General features: G+C 67.6%; 19 protein-coding genes. 11 read left to right on the top strand and 8 right to left on the bottom strand.

Annotated elements, in window-relative coordinates; genetic code table 11:
* Window positions 1–115 precede the first annotated feature (115 nt).
* Window positions 116–571, top strand: a complete 456-nt coding sequence (locus tag ACQUSQ_RS11450) for a DUF5814 domain-containing protein (RefSeq protein ID WP_435069295.1) — start codon at window positions 116–118, stop codon at window positions 569–571.
* Here the strand turns inward: ACQUSQ_RS11450 and ACQUSQ_RS11445 are convergent.
* Genes ACQUSQ_RS11445 through ACQUSQ_RS11435 form a run of 3 tightly spaced genes read right to left on the bottom strand, consistent with a single transcriptional unit; the run spans window position 563 to window position 2,558 of the window.
* A complete protein-coding gene (locus tag ACQUSQ_RS11445) occupies window positions 563–961 on the bottom strand; it encodes a ribbon-helix-helix protein, CopG family (protein ID WP_435069293.1) in 399 nt (132 codons plus the stop codon). The two genes, ACQUSQ_RS11450 and ACQUSQ_RS11445, sit on opposite strands and share 9 nt — an antisense overlap.
* 51 nt (window positions 962–1,012) lie before the next feature.
* Window positions 1,013–1,627 carry an RPA family protein gene (locus ACQUSQ_RS11440; RefSeq protein ID WP_435069291.1) on the bottom strand — a complete coding sequence of 205 codons (615 nt, stop codon included), beginning with the start codon at window positions 1,625–1,627 and terminating at the stop codon, window positions 1,013–1,015.
* A 1-nt stretch (window position 1,628) separates the two neighbouring features.
* On the bottom strand, window positions 1,629–2,558 hold the full coding sequence (locus ACQUSQ_RS11435) for a replication factor A (RefSeq protein ID WP_435069289.1): 930 nt from the start codon (window positions 2,556–2,558) through the stop codon (window positions 1,629–1,631).
* Window positions 2,559–2,730: 172 nt separating this feature from the next.
* On the opposite strand from ACQUSQ_RS11435, the gene ACQUSQ_RS11430 reads away from it, so the two are divergent.
* Both ACQUSQ_RS11430 and ACQUSQ_RS11425 read left to right on the top strand, forming a co-directional pair.
* Entirely contained in the window at window positions 2,731–2,991 is a 261-nt protein-coding gene (locus ACQUSQ_RS11430; RefSeq protein ID WP_435069287.1) for a DUF7091 family protein, read from the top strand.
* A 37-nt stretch (window positions 2,992–3,028) separates the two neighbouring features.
* Entirely contained in the window at window positions 3,029–4,036 is a 1,008-nt protein-coding gene (locus ACQUSQ_RS11425) for a mannose-1-phosphate guanylyltransferase (RefSeq protein ID WP_435069285.1), read from the top strand.
* Window position 4,037: 1 nt separating this feature from the next.
* Here ACQUSQ_RS11425 and ACQUSQ_RS11420 read toward each other — a convergent pair whose 3' ends face one another.
* Both ACQUSQ_RS11420 and ACQUSQ_RS11415 read right to left on the bottom strand, forming a co-directional pair.
* Window positions 4,038–4,523, bottom strand: coding sequence for a Tfx family DNA-binding protein (locus tag ACQUSQ_RS11420; RefSeq protein WP_435069284.1), 486 nt, complete (start codon window positions 4,521–4,523; stop codon window positions 4,038–4,040).
* Window positions 4,524–4,594: 71 nt separating this feature from the next.
* Window positions 4,595–5,059: a TRAM domain-containing protein gene (locus ACQUSQ_RS11415; RefSeq protein WP_435069281.1), complete on the bottom strand. Its 465-nt coding sequence runs from the start codon at window positions 5,057–5,059 to the stop codon at window positions 4,595–4,597.
* Window positions 5,060–5,160: 101 nt separating this feature from the next.
* Between ACQUSQ_RS11415 and ACQUSQ_RS11410 the strand changes: the two genes are divergently transcribed.
* Window positions 5,161–5,310, top strand: coding sequence for a 50S ribosomal protein L40e (locus ACQUSQ_RS11410; RefSeq protein ID WP_435069280.1), 150 nt, complete (start codon window positions 5,161–5,163; stop codon window positions 5,308–5,310).
* Here the strand turns inward: ACQUSQ_RS11410 and ACQUSQ_RS11405 are convergent.
* Window positions 5,307–5,918: an MBL fold metallo-hydrolase gene (locus ACQUSQ_RS11405; protein ID WP_435069278.1), complete on the bottom strand. Its 612-nt coding sequence runs from the start codon at window positions 5,916–5,918 to the stop codon at window positions 5,307–5,309. The two genes, ACQUSQ_RS11410 and ACQUSQ_RS11405, sit on opposite strands and share 4 nt — an antisense overlap.
* Window positions 5,919–6,003: 85 nt before the next feature.
* Between ACQUSQ_RS11405 and ACQUSQ_RS11400 the strand changes: the two genes are divergently transcribed.
* The 6 genes from ACQUSQ_RS11400 (at window position 6,004) to ACQUSQ_RS11375 (ending at window position 9,475) form a co-directional block, all read left to right on the top strand.
* Window positions 6,004–6,180: a DUF5786 family protein gene (locus tag ACQUSQ_RS11400; RefSeq protein ID WP_435069276.1), complete on the top strand. Its 177-nt coding sequence runs from the start codon at window positions 6,004–6,006 to the stop codon at window positions 6,178–6,180.
* Between the two features lie 10 nt (window positions 6,181–6,190).
* Window positions 6,191–6,760: a DUF99 family protein gene (locus tag ACQUSQ_RS11395; RefSeq protein ID WP_435069274.1), complete on the top strand. Its 570-nt coding sequence runs from the start codon at window positions 6,191–6,193 to the stop codon at window positions 6,758–6,760.
* A 24-nt stretch (window positions 6,761–6,784) separates the two neighbouring features.
* A complete protein-coding gene (locus ACQUSQ_RS11390; protein WP_435069272.1) occupies window positions 6,785–7,375 on the top strand; it encodes a uracil-DNA glycosylase in 591 nt (196 codons plus the stop codon).
* Between the two features lie 53 nt (window positions 7,376–7,428).
* Window positions 7,429–8,136 (top strand): imidazole glycerol phosphate synthase subunit HisH, encoded by a 708-nt coding sequence (gene hisH / locus ACQUSQ_RS11385; RefSeq protein ID WP_435069270.1) that lies wholly within the window; start codon window positions 7,429–7,431, stop codon window positions 8,134–8,136.
* Window positions 8,137–8,202: 66 nt separating this feature from the next.
* Window positions 8,203–9,006: a prephenate dehydratase gene (gene pheA / locus ACQUSQ_RS11380; RefSeq protein ID WP_435069268.1), complete on the top strand. Its 804-nt coding sequence runs from the start codon at window positions 8,203–8,205 to the stop codon at window positions 9,004–9,006.
* 64 nt (window positions 9,007–9,070) lie between these two features.
* Window positions 9,071–9,475 (top strand): Hsp20/alpha crystallin family protein, encoded by a 405-nt coding sequence (locus tag ACQUSQ_RS11375; RefSeq protein ID WP_435069266.1) that lies wholly within the window; start codon window positions 9,071–9,073, stop codon window positions 9,473–9,475.
* A 12-nt stretch (window positions 9,476–9,487) separates the two neighbouring features.
* On the opposite strand, the gene ACQUSQ_RS11370 is transcribed toward ACQUSQ_RS11375, so the two are convergent.
* On the bottom strand, window positions 9,488–10,912 hold the full coding sequence (locus ACQUSQ_RS11370; RefSeq protein ID WP_435069264.1) for a sensor histidine kinase: 1,425 nt from the start codon (window positions 10,910–10,912) through the stop codon (window positions 9,488–9,490).
* A gap of 182 nt (window positions 10,913–11,094) precedes the next feature.
* On the opposite strand from ACQUSQ_RS11370, the gene leuS reads away from it, so the two are divergent.
* A complete protein-coding gene (gene leuS / locus ACQUSQ_RS11365; protein WP_435069262.1) occupies window positions 11,095–13,962 on the top strand; it encodes a leucine--tRNA ligase in 2,868 nt (955 codons plus the stop codon).
* A gap of 4 nt (window positions 13,963–13,966) precedes the next feature.
* Here leuS and ACQUSQ_RS11360 read toward each other — a convergent pair whose 3' ends face one another.
* Entirely contained in the window at window positions 13,967–14,797 is an 831-nt protein-coding gene (locus ACQUSQ_RS11360; RefSeq protein ID WP_435069260.1) for a hypothetical protein, read from the bottom strand.
* Window positions 14,798–14,801: the final 4 nt, after the last annotated feature.

Here is a 14,801-nt window from a genome sequence, read left to right as displayed (position 1 = left end):
ACACGCTACGATACTGTGCTGTGAGTCAAGTAGGTTACGACTCACGGTCGGCGTGTGCCGCCGCCGCATGGCGAAGCCGAGGGGCTTTAGTTGAGCCGTCGCCTACGGGGCGCCAGTGGCCATCACCGACAAAATCTATCTGAAGAACCACCGCCAAATCGTCTCCCAGTTAGACACGTCCATCCCCAAGGGCGCGTTCAAGGGGGCGACGATGGAGGTGCTCTACAGCGGCGACGGCCTCTCCAAACTCGACGACGCCACCAGAGACCGCCTGCTGGATTTCGCGACCGACTTTCTGGACTGTGAGGACCCCGACGACCTCTACACCGGCTACCCCGAACGGCAGTTCGTCCGCTATCTCTTGGAGCTACGGGCCGAAGGCCTCGGCCCCGACGCCATCGTCGACGTGATGACCGACGACTACATGCTGTATGCCTACCCCGGCGACGTGCTCTCGTTCCTCGACCAAGCGGTGCGGCGGCTGGAGGCGGTGGAGTCGCTTGCGGCAGTAGAAGGCGATAGCGAGATGGAGCGTCGGGCCGCCGAAGCGCGGCGCGCCCTCTCAGCCTAGGTGGTACGGCTCCTCGCGTTCGCCGTCCAACTCTTCGAGGTTGATGACCTCCTCGTCCTGCGACAGTTGCTCGCGAAGCTGGTCGACGTAGCGTTTGTGCTCGTCGAGTTGCTCGCGCAGATGTTCGGCTTCGAGTTCGAGGCGTTCGTGTTCGCGGACGAAGCTCTTGGGCACTTCGACGGTCGGCGGGAAACTGGGGTCGTCGTCCGACTCCTCGGGGAGTTCGTGTTCGGGGACGACCGCTACCTGACCGTCGTGGGCAACGAGCATATCGACGTAGTCGCGAAACACCGCCGAGAGCGACAGGTCGCGCTCCTCGGCGATTTCTCGGAGCGTCTCGAAGGCGTCCTCATTGACGCGAAACGAGACGGTCTTGTTCTTGTTGCCCATGTCGGTCCGCCAATCGGTGCTCGATTCACTTAACGGTTCGTCAGACGCCGACTACTCCGCGGGCGCGTCGAGGTCCGGTTCGGCGTCTAACTCGTCCGTCTCGTCGAGGCCTTCGAGCGCCGAGAGCGCCGTCTGTCGGTACTCGTCGACCGACAGGTCGGGGTATTCCTCGCGGGCCATGCGGGCGTACTCGTTGCTCTCGTCCTCGAACGCGGCGACGCGTTCGAGCGTTCGGTTGGCCGCCTCGACGACCCAGCGGTCGCGGGTCGCGCTGTCGACGGCGGTAATCGACTCCGGACGGACCGAGACGTTGACCGAGCCGTCGTCGGTTTCGTAGGTCCGGGGCTTGCCGACGACGGCGACGTAGGCCGGGGGTTCGAGGTCCCGGAGCGTCGACGCGGCGTCGGGCTGGTACTGGCCGGCGTAGACGAAAAACGTCCCCGTCGGGTCGACGATGCGGCCGCGCCAGTACTCGTCGTCCTCGCCGACGTCCTCCTTCTCGGTGAGGGTGCCGACGAGGAACACGCGGTTCGCGCGCTCGCCCGTCGGGAGGAGGAGATACACCGGAGCGCGTTCGTCCTCCGACTCTTTGAACGTGTGACTCGCGTCGTTGAACTCGCGGGCGAAGACGCGGCGGGCGACTTCGCGGGTGGGTGCCTGACTCATGTTAAATCGACCTCGCTTCGATGAGGGCCGCCTCGGCATCGACCGGGTCGGAGAGCTGTTCGAACTCGTCGACCAGCACGTACCGGCCGAACTGCGGGCCACTCACCCGGTAGTACCGGCCGAGCGTCCCCGTCTGCATCTCGTCGGCGACGACGGTGGTGTCCAGCGCGTCCATCGCCATGTCCTTCGCCTCTTCGAGAGACATTCCGGTGAGCGCCTCCGTCTGCTCCCGGTCGAAGATGACTTCGTGAACCGCTTCGCCGTCGTCGAGGACGGCCTTGATTCGGAGGTCGAACTCGCCTTCGACGCTCCCGTGTTCGGAACACCGGCCGTTCTGGAGGACACGCGTGCAGTCCTCTTCGGGACAGCGCTTGATGAGGCCGCTCCCGCTCTGGATGTCGACCAGCGCGCCTTCGACGGTTTCGGCGTCGTCACCGACCTCTATCTCCTCGTCCACCTCGGTGATGGTCGTCGTCCGGTTGAGCTTCACCGAGAAGTTGCCCTGATACTCGTCGGTGACGAGGTTCTCCAGCCGGTACACCGCCCCTTCTTCGAGTTCGGGGAGTTCGGAGCTCTCGAAGGCGACGAACTTGGTCGTGCCCGACTCGTCGCCGAGGAGGCCCACCTGTGCGACGGAGTCGCTTCGGGCCTCCCAGAGTTCGACGACTTTCGCAGTCACGTCCAGCCACTGTTCGTCCTGTTCGATTTCGGCGAGGCCGACGGAGGCGTTGCCGCCGCTCCCGAGGGCTTCGCGCTCCAGTCCGGCCTCGTCGAGATAGCTGTTCACGACGCTCCGCCGCGCCTCGTCCACCGGCACCCGGTACTCGTTGACGAGGTTGTCGAGTCGCTCCTCCACCTCGTCGACGGTCAGGTCCAGATGGTCGGAAAACTGCTCGACGATATCCTCCGCGTGGGTATGCAAATCTGTCATGGTCTCAATCGCCTCCGTGTTGTTCTCGTGGGGAGGCACACGACGGTTGGGGCGCGATAGTATAAAAGCTTCCGCGACCGGGGTGGAAGTGTAATCGGCCGGCTGAGCCGGAATAGGCGTCGGTCGGGTCGCGGGCCGACGAACCTTTGAGCCTGCCGGACCGAGTGGGCGTATGGACCGACTGGAACAGTTCGTGCGGACGACGTTCCGGACGGCCGGCCGGCGCTACGCCGAGGCGCAACGAGCGTACCGCGAGGGAGAGGCGACTGCCGACGCGTCCGGCGACGAAGTCCGCATCGTCTGCCGGCGCTACGCCGAGCGTCGCACCGTCGAACTCGACGACGCCGGCCGACCCGAGTGTTTCGAGGCCGGCCACCCCGACTGCGAGGGCTGTGCCGAAGACGTCCGCGAGGGCGTCGTCGAGACGTGGTAGCCCGTGTGTTTTTGACCGGTCGCCGCGCACTCGGGGCATGGACCGCCCACTCGTCGCGACGGTGCTCGCGGGCGGCGTCGGCTCCCGTCTCTACCCCGCGAGCCGTCGCCACCGCCCGAAGCAGTTGCTCTCGCTCGGTGGCACGGACACCCTGCTCGAACGCACCGTCGCCCGCGTCGACTTCGCCGACGAGGTAGTCGTCTCGACGCGACCCGACTTCGCCGACGCCGTCCGCGAGACGGTGCCCGAGGCGTCGGTACTCGTCGAACCCGCGGGCAAGGACACCGGCCCGGCCCTCGCCTACGCCACGCACTACGCCGCCGACGCCTTCGACGACCCCGTCGTCCTCGCGCTCCCCAGCGACCACCACGTCGCCGGCGACTTCGAGTCGGCCGCACGCCGCGGCGCCCGCGTCGCGAGCGAGACAGAGGCCCTCGTCACGTTCGGCGTCGAACCGACCCGCCCCGACACGGGCTACGGGTACATCGAACCGGGCGCCGACCACGGCGACTACGCGGACGTGGCCGCGTTCCACGAGAAACCCGACGCCGAGACGGCCGAATCCTACGTCGAGACGGGCCACTACTGGAACGCCGGCATCTTCGCGTGGACGCCGACGGCGTTCCGGCGGGCGGCGCGGGCGACGCCGCTCGGCCCGCTACTCGACGCCCTCGATGCGGGCGAGCCGAGCGCGGCCTTCGACGCCGTCGACCCCGTGAGCATCGACCGCGCGGTGTTCGAACGCGCCGACGACGTGGTGACCGTCCCGCTCGATATCGAGTGGGACGACATCGGGTCGTGGGACGCCCTCCAACGGCTCCTGCCGGCGAACGAGAACGGAACGGTCGTCGCGGGCGACGCCGAGGTGGTGAGTCTCGACGCAGAAGACAACGTCGTCGCCGGCGACGGCGTCCACGTGTCGCTGGTGGGCGTCGACGGACTTGCAGTCGTCGCGTGGGAGGACCGCGTGCTGGTGGTGCCGACGGCGGCGGCCCAGCGAGTCAAGGAACTGGTCGCGCGACTGGAGCAACGGGGCGAGTTCTGACTCAGTCGGCGCCGGTGCGGGGCTCGGCGGACTGCCGAACGCGAACGGTGCCGTCGGTGGTGACGCCAATCAGGAGCGGTGCCTGAATCTCGCGCCCTCGCACCGCGTCACCGGCCTCGTCGCTGACGAGTTTCATCAGGTCCGGCGCGGTGTGGTTCACCTTCACGCCCGCGGAGTCGCAGGCGTCGTAGACGAGTTTCGGGACGTTGTAGAGGTCGGTGTCCTCGTCGACTTCGATACGAACCGGCGCCGTCAGCGCCTCCGCGAAGGCGACGGTTTCGCGAGCCTTCGAGACGTTGTCCCGGGCGCTCGATTCGATACTCGATACGTTCGCGCGAGACGTCCCGAGAATGTCGGCGATGGTCGACTGGCGGACGTCTCGCTCACGAAGTGCGAGCACCTCGGCCTGTCGACGCGTCAGGACGCTCTTCTCGGGGTCGAAGCCGGCGCGTTCGAGCAGTGCCTGCGCGTCCAGGTCGTCTTCCATACCGTGGGGATACGCTCTCGGCCCCTAAAAACTACACTTCGTCTGCGTCGAACTGTCCACGTTCGGTGGGACTACCCGCCCCAGAAGTTGTCGCGACTGCCCAGTTGCTCCGGGCGCCCCGACCCGGAGTCCGAGTCGTGGTCGTCGGATTCGTCTTCCTCGTCGGCCGCCGCGTCCTCTTCCTCGTCCGTGTCCTCCTCCTCCATCGGCAGCCGCTCGACTTCGCCCGCAGTCGCGTGATTCGCCTTCACGCGGTCGATGCGGACGCGCGCTCGGGCCGGGGGGAGCGTGCCGTCGACGAGGACGATGAAGCCGTCCTCGGTGCGCCCGACGCCGGCGCCGCTCTCGTGGATGTCGGTCACTTCGACGACGAGTTCCTCGCCGGGTTTCACCGGCTGCTGTTTCAGGTCGGAGATGGGCATGTCGTAGTGGTTGCACCACTCGGCACCCCCGCGGTCGCCGTAATGTTGACACCCCATTCCCTGAATGCGCTCGGAGAAGCTGGGGCAGTCGTCGGCGAGTGGACAGTCCGCCATAGCTTCGACTACTCAACCACACGTCTAAACGCTTGCGTTGTGGGAGGGTGACGCGACGGATACTCGCAAGCGTTATGCCCGTCGACCGGGAATCGGGTCGTATGGCTACCTTCGAGGAAGCGGCAAAGCGGATGCTCGACAAACAGATTTGCATGCGATGCAACGCGCGCAACTCCCCACGGGCCGAGAGCTGTCGCAAGTGCGGCTACAAGAAGCTCCGCCCGAAGGCCAAAGAGCGCCGGAGCGCCTAGTATTTCGGTTCGCGCCGTTCCGCCCGCGACAGCGCGCGCTCGATGACGTCGCGAACACTCTCCTCGTCCGCGTAGAACGGGTCACCGTGACCCGCGTACATCGCCTCGACCGACGCCGGGAGCCGCGCCAACAGCGTCTCCAGACTCTCGATGAGTCGCTCGCGTGACTGCCCGGGCATGTCGGTCCGCCCGAAACTCCCGTCCTCGAACGCGCCGTCGTTGTAGACGACCACGTCGCCGCTGAAGAGCGTGGTGTCGCTCACGAACGAGACGTGGTCGTCCGCGTGCCCGGGCGTGTAGACGACGTCGAACGCCTCGTCGCCCATCGTGACCGTGTCGCCATCGGCGAGTTCGTGTGTCCGGTCGGGATGGTCGGCATAGGCGTACAGGTCGGCGTCGAACGCGTCCAACACGGCGTCGAGTTCGCCGACGTGGTCGCTGTGCTGGTGGGTGAGCACCACTCGCTCCACGTCGTCGACGAACTCTGACACGACCGTTTCGACGCCGGGCATCGCCCCGGCGTCGACCAGCGTCGGCGACTCGCCCGTGACCAGATAGGCGTTGCACGTGAACCCCTCGGCGTCCGCAGTGATGTTGTGTACGGCCATACCCGATTCTGGGGTGCCCGGGAGATATAGGCGGCGGACACCCCCCTGAAACCTTTTTTGGCCTGCACCTGCAATATTATCCTGTATGGGCTTTGGGAGCTACGACGAATCCGAACAGGAGAACCAGGAGTTAAACGCCGACCTCGACGACAACGAGGGCGTCGAAACGTCCGAAAACGACCACCGGGGGTCGGTCGAATTCGAGATCGGCGCGTCGAACGACGAGTTGCTCGACCGCCTCGAAGACATCAAAGAGGACTGAGCGTCTCGCGATGAAAGCGGGCGCTCGGGCGCTCGGCGTCGCCGAATCGTTCGCCGACGCCGACGACCGGAGCGTCCTCTGTGGGGCCGTCGTCCGGGCCGACCGGACCGCCGACGGGTTCGTCTTTGGCTCGTGTGCGGTCGGTGGCACCGACGCCACCGACGCCATCGAGTCGCTGTACGCCGACTTGGGTCGCGAAGACGTCCAGCACCTGCTTCTCGCCGGTATCGCGCCCGCGTGGTTCAACGTCGTCGACCTCCGAAGCCTCGCGACTGCCGTCGGCCGCCCCGTCCTCTCGGTGTCCTTCGAATCGAGCCCCGGACTCGAACCGGCGCTTCGCGAGCAGTTCTCGGGCGCGGCTCTCGACCGACGACTCCGAACCTACCGCGCACAGCCACCGCGTCGCCGCCTCTCGGTCGGCGGCGACGACGTGTTCGTCCGCGCCGTCGGCGTCGACGACGAGCGTGCCGAGTCTATCGTCCGGGCGCACACGGCCGAGGGCGGACGCCCCGAACCGGTTCGGGTGGCACGACTGGCCGCGCGGGCGGCGCGCCGGTTCCGGGCCGACGCGGGCTTTTAAGCCGTCGGCAGTCGGCCTTCGGGCATGGTCGAAACCGACGGCCCGGACGTCTGTGCCTGCGAGCGGTGTCCGGCCCTCGTGGAGTCGCGAAGCCGCATCGTCAACGGCGTCGGCCCCGACGACGCCGCCCTCGTCTTCGTGGGCGAGGCGCCCGGCGCCAACGAGGACGCGGAGGGCGAACCCTTCGTCGGGCGGTCGGGGTCGGTGCTGGACGACGCCCTCCGCGACGCCGGGCTGGCGCGGGCGGACGTCCGCATCACCAACTGCGTCCGCTGTCGCCCGCCGGAGAACCGCGACCCGAGCGCCGACGAACTGGACAACTGCGCCGACTTTCTGGACCGCGAACTCGACTACGTCGACCCCGACCTAGTCGTCACGCTGGGGAAGGTACCGGGCCAGCGAGTGCTGGACCGCGACGTGGCAGTTACGAAGGAAGTCGGGTCGGTCGTCGACGCCCGCCTCGGCGGCGAGAGCCGGCGCGTCCTCGTCTGTCTCCATCCGGCGGCGACGCTGTACGACCGGAGCCAGCGCGAGGCGTTCGAGGACGCGATTCAGCAGGCCGCGGCGCTCGTCGGCGCCGGCGAGAGCGACCAGTCCCGACTCGGGGATTACTGAAGCCCGATGGCCGCAACGGAAAGTAACTTGCACCCCGCCGCCCGAGTGGGAGTATGAGCCTGTCCGAACCGCCGGCGGAGGCACTCGCGGACGTGGTCATCGTCGACTACGGCCTCGGCAACCTCCGGTCGGCCACGCGTGGGCTGGAGCGTGCCGGCGCCGCCGTGACTATCACCGACGACCCCGACGACTTCGCCGACGCCGACGGCATCGTCCTGCCCGGTGTCGGCGCGTTCCGCGAGGGAATGGAGAACGCCGGCCCGTATCGCGACGCGCTCGCCGACGCCGTCGCCCGCGGCCAGCCCGTCTTCGGCATCTGTCTCGGGATGCAGATGCTACTCACGTCGAGCGAGGAGGCAGACCACGCGGGCGAGGGCGAGGTGGTCGGCCTCGATTTCATCCCCGGACGGAACGTCCGCTTCGACGAGGGGCAGAAGGTCCCGCACATGGGCTGGAACGAACTCTCCATCGAGCGCGACCACCCCATCGTCTCGGGTATCGACGAGGCAGTCGCCCCCGACCGCGACGGGCCGACCGGTGGCTCCGTCGACGGCGAGTACGCCTACTTCGTCCACTCGTACTACGCGGTCCCGGACGACGAGGAAGCGGTCATCGCGACGACGGACCACGGGCGCACCTTCCCCGCCGTCGTCGCGAACGAGGAGGGAACGGTGTTCGGGACGCAGTTCCACCCGGAGAAAAGCGGCGAGACGGGCCTGACGATTCTGCGCAACTTCGTCGACATCTGTTCAACGCGGTGAGGTGCTGCGGCGGGGACGACGGCCGGACCCGACGCGTTTTTCCGCCGCTCCCCACAATCGAGACGCATGGAAGCCATCACGCTCGGCCCCGCGGGGACGTACTCGCACCGCGCGGCGCGGGCCGTCGCCGACGACGTGACCTTCAGCGAGTCCGTGACCAGCATCGTCGAGGCTGTCGCGGACGGCACGTACCACCGTGGCGTCGTCCCCATCGAGAACAGCATCGAGGGGAGCGTCACGGAGACGCTGGACGCCCTCTCGAACTACGACGTGGGCGTCGTCGAGGAAGTCGTCACCCCGATTCGCCACGCCCTCATCGCGCAGTCGGAGACGTTCGACGTGGTCGCCAGCCACTCCCAAGCCCTCGCCCAGTGTCGCTCCTTCCTCGAAGCCGAGTACCCCGATGTGACGCTCGAAGCCGTCGCCAGCACGGCCCGCGGCGTCGAACACGCCCGCGAGGACGCCTCCGTCGCCGCCATCGCCCACCCCGACAACGCCGGCGACGACCTGCAGGTGCTCGCGGAGGACATTCAGGACCGCGATTCGAACGCCACCCGGTTTTTCGTCATCGCGCCCGCCGAGGAGTGTTCCGATGCCGGCGGCAAGTCGACGATAATCGTCAACCCGAACGCGAACTACCCCGGCCTCCTGCTGGAACTGCTGGAGGCGTTTGCGGACCGCGACATCAACCTCTCGCGGGTCGAGTCCCGGCCCACGGGCGACCGACTGGGCGACTACCTGTTCCACATCGACTTCGAGGCCGGGCTCTACGAGCGCCACGCCCGCGAAGCCGTCGAGGACGTCGAAGGCATCGCGGAGAAGGGCTGGGTCCGACGCCTCGGCTCCTACGACACGCGCCACGTCGTCTGACGGGTGCTATCGCTGGTCCAGCGTGCTTTATCTCCTCAGCGCACCTCTCTATGGACGAGTACCGATGCAGCCAAACAACTACTTCAGCGACTTCGACGACTTGTTCGAGCGGATGACCCACGCCGGCGCGCTCGGCCGACGCGATGACGTCGACTTCGCCGTCGACATCGCCCACCACGACGACGAACTCGTCGTGACGGCTGACGTCCCCGGCTTCGAGAAGGCCGACTTCGATATCGCCGTGGACGGCGACCGGCTGACCATCCACGCCGAGTCGGAGGCCGAAACCGGCGTCGACGAGGAGACGTACGTCCGGCGCGAACGCCACCACCACGCGATGCGCCGCACCGTCCATCTCCCCGTAGCGGCCGACTGCGAGGGCGCGAGCGCCACCTACCGCAACGGCGTCCTGACGGTGACGATTCCCGTCAAATCCGACGCCGACGTGCGCCACATCGACATCGAATAGGCGCGGTCGGCGCTACCCCGAGGCCAACGGGAGTTCGACGACGGCGACTGCTCCGCGCGGGTCGTTGTCCTCGAACCACACGTCGCCGCCGTACTGCTCGACCAGCGCCCCCACGAGATACAGTCCGAGTCCGGTCCCGTCGCTGTCGAGCCCCCGTTTCCCTTTTCCGAACACCGCGCGGTCGGCGTCGATGCCCGGCCCGTCGTCGGCGATACGGACGATAGCCGTGTCGTCGGTCACGTCGACGGACACCGCGACGGTCGGGGCGTCGCGGTCGTTGTGCTGGACGGCGTTGTTCAGCAGGTTGCGAAACACGGAGGACAGGAGGTCGTTCGCGCGGACGGTCACGTGGGGAACGTCGCCGTCGAGCGAGATGGTCGCGTGCGGGAACGCCTGCCGCCGGCGGTCGAGTTCCGACCGCAGGACTGCCGGGAGCGACACGGGGTCGACCGGGAGTTCGTCGTCGCCGGCGACGGTCCGAGCGAGGTGGCGCGACCGCCGAGTGAGTTCGACGACGTGCTTCCCGGTGTCGAGGATGGTCTGGAGGCGCGTCGCCCCCGCGTCGTCGACGTGAGTTTCGAGGGCTTGCGCCTGTCCGAGAACTATCTGCATGTCGTTTCTGATGTCGTGTCTGAGAACGCGATTGAGCGCTCGAAGCTGGTCGCGCTTGCGGGCCACCTCGCGCTCGGACGCGCGGCGGCGACTGACGTCGCGAGCGACCGAGAGCACCGCCGGCGACCCGGCGTAGCGGACGACGCTGGCGCTCACCTCGACCGGGAGACAGTCGCCGTCGGCGGTCGTGTGTATCGCCTCGTAGACGAGGCGCTCGTCCGGGTCGGGTCGGTCGGCGGCCGCGTCGTCCTCGACGACGTCGATGCGATGGCCGACGAGGCGGCTGTGGTCGTACCCCAACTGGTCGAGCGCGGTATCGTTGGCGGCGATGATGCGCCCGCGAGTATCGTGGACGAGAACGGTGTCGCCGATGCCGTCGAAGAGGTCGAGATACTCGTCGCGAGACTGTCGAAGGTCGGCTTCGCGAGCGCGTAGCGTTCGGATGGTCGTCGCCTGCTGGGCGGCAAAGAGACCGACGAGGACGCCGACGGCGCTCCCGGCGCTGACGAAGTGCAACACGACGAGCGTCGCCTGACTGCCGGCCATCGACAGGAAATCCACCGCGACGACGACGCCGAACGAGCCGAATCCGAGCATCCCGACGCCAGTCGTGAGCGGGACGCGGAGCGCAACCCCATCGTCGAGGTCACAGCGGAGGAGCCACCCGCCCACGAGAAGGAGGAGAGCGGCCGCGACGCCGATCGGTGCGACGGCGGCGGTCGGCCACCGCCACCCACCGAGAGAGACACAGCCGACGGTGAGGACGACGGCGAACGCGACTACGAGCGCGGCACTGGCGGCGCGGTCGAACGAGGGGACCGTCACGATGTGTTCACCGAGACCCCTCGCTGCGGGGACGGTTAGATAATGGCGCCTTACCGGGTTCGGCGCGGTCTTCAATGACTCGTTACGGTCGGTGACTGGCGCTATCGGCGGTGATATCGTGGCGCCGTCCGGGAGCCGTCGGGATAGGAGTTATTTTAGGCCGTGGGACCTTGAGCCGGGATATGGACTACGACCCGCAGGAAATCGAGGAGCGCTGGCGGGAGCGCTGGGCCGAGACGGGCCGGTACGAGGCCGACCCCGACGGCGATGGCGACGCGGAGGACGCGACGTTCATCACCGTCCCCTACCCCTACCCGAGCGGTGGGATGCACATCGGCCACGCCCGGACGTACACCGTCCCGGACGTCTACGCTCGCTATCGACGCCAGCAGGGCGACAACGTGCTCTTTCCCATCGCGTGGCACGTCACCGGCACGCCGATTATCGGCGCCGTCGAGCGCCTGAAAAAAGGCGAGGAAGAACAGCTGTCGGTCCTTCGCGACACGTACGACGTGCCGGAAGACACCCTGCAGGACCTCGAAACGCCGATGGGCTACGCCCGCTACTTCATCGAGGAACACTACAAGCGGGGGATGAAGTCGCTGGGGCTGTCGGTCGACTGGCGCCGCGAGTTCACCACCAACGACGAGCGCTACTCGAAGTTCATCACGTGGCAGTACGAGACGCTTCGTGACCGCGACCGGCTGGAGAAGGGTCTCCACCCGGTGAAATACTGCACGAACGAGGAGCAGCCGGTCACGACACACGACCTGCTCGAAGGCGAGGACGCGGAGTATCAGGAGTACACGCTGGTTCGCTTCGGCCTCGACGACGCGGTGGTGCCGATGGCGACGCTCCGCCCCGAGACGGTTCGGGGCGTGACGAACGCCTACGTGAACCCAGAGGCCACCTACGCCCGCGCCACCGTCGACGGCGAGACGTGGCTGGTCTCGGAGCCGGCGACGGAGAAACTCCGCCTGCAGGCCCACGACGTGACCGTCGAGGAGACGTTCCCCGGCGCCGACTTGGTCGGCGACTCCGTCACCAACCCCGTCACCGGTGACGAGGTGCCGATTCTGCCCGCGACGTTCGTCGACGCCCACAACGCGACGGGTGTCGTCATGTCCGTGCCCGCCCACTCTCCGGACGACTACCTCGCGCTGCAGGAGGCAAAGGCCGACGACGAGCGCATGGCGCGCTACGGCGTCGACCCCGCCGTCGTCGACGCAATCGAGCCCGTCCCCATCCTCGACGTGGAGGGGTACGGAGACGTGCCCGCCCGCGACGCCGTCGACTCGGCAGGGGTTGAGTCCTCGAACGACCCCGAACTCGAAGCGGTGACACAGGACCTGTACAACAGCGAGTTCCACACTGGCCGGCTTCACGACGAGTACGGCGAGTTCGCGGGCGAGGTCATCGAGGAGGTCCGTGACCGCTACCGGGACGAAGGGGTCGAGGCCGGCCACTTCGGGACGATGTACGAGTTCTCGGAGGAAGTCGTCTGTCGGTGCGGCGGCGACGTCGAGGTGGCCGAACAGGACACGTGGTTCCTCAGTTACAACGACGAGGACTGGAAGGAGACGACCCGACGGGTCGTCGAGAACATGGAGTGTATCCCCGAAAACACCCGTGACGAGTACGACCACACCATCGGGTGGCTCAACGAGTGGCCCTGCATCCGCAACTACGGGCTGGGGACGCGCCTGCCGTGGGACGACGACTTCGTCATCGAACCCCTCTCGGACTCGACGATTTACATGGCGTACTACACGCTCGCGCCACGTCTGCGCGAGATTCCGGCCGAGGACCTCGACCGCGAGTTCTTCGACGCGCTGTTCTACGGCGCCGACGCGGTGGAAGACCCCGACCCGCGCGCCCTCGACCTGCGCGAGGAGTGGCTGTACTGGTACCCCGTCGACTACCGCTTCTCCGCGAACGACCTCATCTCGAATCACCTCACGTTCTACCTGTTCCACCACGCGGAACTGTTCGACGAGGCCCAGTGGCCCGAAGGCATCGTCATCATGGGCATGGGCCTGCTGGAGGGCGAGAAGATGTCCTCCTCGAAGGGCCACGTCGTCCTGCCGGGCGAGGCCATCGAGCGTTACGGCGCCGACACGGTGCGCTTTTTCCTGCTCAACTCCGCCGAGCCGTGGCAGGACTACGACTGGCGCGCCGGACAGGTCGAGAGCGTTCGCGACCAGTTAGACCGCTTCTGGAACCGCGCGACCCAACTCATCCCCGAGGAGCCAGCGTCGACGTTCGACGACGAGGTGCCGGCCCTCGAACCCGTCGACCAGTGGCTTCTCTCGAAACTGCAGACGACGGTCCGCGAGGTGACCGAGGCCATGGAGAACTCGGAGACGCGGGCGGCGAGTCAGACCGCCTTCTACGGCTTCGAGGAGTCGCTGCGGTGGTATCGCCGCCGGACCGACCGCGACCGACCCGGCGCGCAGTGGACGCTCCGACACGCGCTGGAGACGCGCCTGCGCCTCCTCGCGCCCTTCGTCCCCTTCCTCGCGAACGAACTCCACGAGCGGCTGACGGGCGAGGCGGCGGAGGACGTCCCGTGGCCGGAGGTCGACCCCGAACTGGAGCGCCCGGCAGTCGAGGTCCGGGAGCGACAGATAGAGCGCCTCACGGAGGACGTCAACGACATCGTCGACGTGACGGGGACCGACCCCGACCGAATCATGGTCTATGTCGCCGCGGACTGGAAGCGAGAGGTGTTCGACGCCGTCGTCGAGGCCGGTCCCGACGTGGGCGCCGCGATGAGCGAGGCGATGAGCAACCCCGACCTCCGGGAGCGTGGCGACGCGGTCAACGACATCGTCGGCGACCTTGTCGAACTCGTCCGTGACTTGGACGAGGAGACGGTCGAGCGACTGCAGGCCCTCGACGAGGGCGACGCCTACGCGGCGGCGGTCGACTTCCTCGAGCGCGAGTTCGACGCCGACGTGGACGTCTACGCCGAGGACGCCGACCCGCCGGACCCCGGTGACCGCGCGAGCAGCGCCGTCCCCTTCCGCCCCGCCATCTATCTGGAGTAAGGCGTTATCCGTCGAGGCGGACGGTGAACGATTGCGAATCGCCGGGCACGACCACCTCGAACTGCAGTCTATCGACGCCGAAATCTTCCTCGACGTGATAGTCGACAGTCTCCTCGTACGTCTCGGAGGCGCCGGAACCGAGCGAGAGCGAGAAGGTGTCACCGCCGTACATCGGCCCGGTGTGGTTGATGGCGCCACGGCAGACGCCGGCCCCCTCGCCCGCGTTGGTCACGTCAACCCGGACGGGAACGGGGTCGTCGCCCCCGACTGCCTCGGGCACGTCGTACGAGACTGAAAACTCCGGGGGTGGCGAGCGAAGGGTGTCGAGTCGCGACGCTGGAATCGCCCAGCGCGCCCGCAGGTCGGTGTCCCGACCCCAAATGACCCCGACCGACTCGGCGTCGAGGGGTGCGGGCACGCGAAAGAGCAGATACCCCTGCGGGTTCGCTTCGGTGTAGCGACTCTCGCCGACGGGGGCGAGGTCACGTTCGGGGACGCCGGCGCGGTCCACGGGTGAGATGGAGTCGTCGTCGACGCGGAGCGCGAAGGCGTCGACCGGCGGCGGTCGCTCGCCCTCCGCGGAGACGCCGACGAACAGAAACTGTCCGTCACCGGCAGATTCGACGCCGAACGCGTCGGGCGCGCTGAGATACTGATACGAGTGGACGGCCGCCGTCTCCGCGACGGTGACCGTCGTCCCGTCGACGTCGACGGACTGGCCGAGCGTCGTCTCGGCCGTTGGCGTCGCCGTGGGCGATTCGCTCGACGTATCGAGACAGCCGGCGAGTCCCACGGCGGCGCCGAGGCTAGCCAACAACGTTCGTCGGGAGGGCATACGT

The sequence above is a fragment of the Haloplanus sp. C73 genome, from assembly GCF_051195115.1.
Taxonomy (GTDB): Archaea; Halobacteriota; Halobacteria; order Halobacteriales; family Haloferacaceae; genus Haloplanus.
This window is presented reverse-complemented; position numbering and strand designations above follow the sequence as displayed.

Excerpts from the sequence above, each read along its gene's own strand:
- ACQUSQ_RS11445 (WP_435069293.1), bottom strand. The coding sequence starts at position 961 with ATGGGCAACAAGAACAAGACCGTCTCGTTTCGCGTCAATGAGGACGCC.
- ACQUSQ_RS11440 (WP_435069291.1), bottom strand. The coding sequence starts at position 1,627 with ATGAGTCAGGCACCCACCCGCGAAGTCGCCCGCCGCGTCTTCGCCCGC.
- ACQUSQ_RS11435 (WP_435069289.1), bottom strand. The coding sequence starts at position 2,558 with ATGACAGATTTGCATACCCACGCGGAGGATATCGTCGAGCAGTTTTCC.
- ACQUSQ_RS11430 (WP_435069287.1), top strand. The coding sequence starts at position 2,731 with ATGGACCGACTGGAACAGTTCGTGCGGACGACGTTCCGGACGGCCGGC.
- ACQUSQ_RS11425 (WP_435069285.1), top strand. The coding sequence starts at position 3,029 with ATGGACCGCCCACTCGTCGCGACGGTGCTCGCGGGCGGCGTCGGCTCC.
- ACQUSQ_RS11420 (WP_435069284.1), bottom strand. The coding sequence starts at position 4,523 with ATGGAAGACGACCTGGACGCGCAGGCACTGCTCGAACGCGCCGGCTTC.
- ACQUSQ_RS11415 (WP_435069281.1), bottom strand. The coding sequence starts at position 5,059 with ATGGCGGACTGTCCACTCGCCGACGACTGCCCCAGCTTCTCCGAGCGC.
- ACQUSQ_RS11410 (WP_435069280.1), top strand. The coding sequence starts at position 5,161 with ATGGCTACCTTCGAGGAAGCGGCAAAGCGGATGCTCGACAAACAGATT.
- ACQUSQ_RS11405 (WP_435069278.1), bottom strand. The coding sequence starts at position 5,918 with ATGGCCGTACACAACATCACTGCGGACGCCGAGGGGTTCACGTGCAAC.
- ACQUSQ_RS11400 (WP_435069276.1), top strand. The coding sequence starts at position 6,004 with ATGGGCTTTGGGAGCTACGACGAATCCGAACAGGAGAACCAGGAGTTA.
- ACQUSQ_RS11395 (WP_435069274.1), top strand. The coding sequence starts at position 6,191 with ATGAAAGCGGGCGCTCGGGCGCTCGGCGTCGCCGAATCGTTCGCCGAC.
- ACQUSQ_RS11390 (WP_435069272.1), top strand. The coding sequence starts at position 6,785 with ATGGTCGAAACCGACGGCCCGGACGTCTGTGCCTGCGAGCGGTGTCCG.
- hisH (WP_435069270.1), top strand. The coding sequence starts at position 7,429 with ATGAGCCTGTCCGAACCGCCGGCGGAGGCACTCGCGGACGTGGTCATC.
- pheA (WP_435069268.1), top strand. The coding sequence starts at position 8,203 with ATGGAAGCCATCACGCTCGGCCCCGCGGGGACGTACTCGCACCGCGCG.
- ACQUSQ_RS11375 (WP_435069266.1), top strand. The coding sequence starts at position 9,071 with ATGCAGCCAAACAACTACTTCAGCGACTTCGACGACTTGTTCGAGCGG.
- leuS (WP_435069262.1), top strand. The coding sequence starts at position 11,095 with ATGGACTACGACCCGCAGGAAATCGAGGAGCGCTGGCGGGAGCGCTGG.
- ACQUSQ_RS11360 (WP_435069260.1), bottom strand. The coding sequence starts at position 14,797 with ATGCCCTCCCGACGAACGTTGTTGGCTAGCCTCGGCGCCGCCGTGGGA.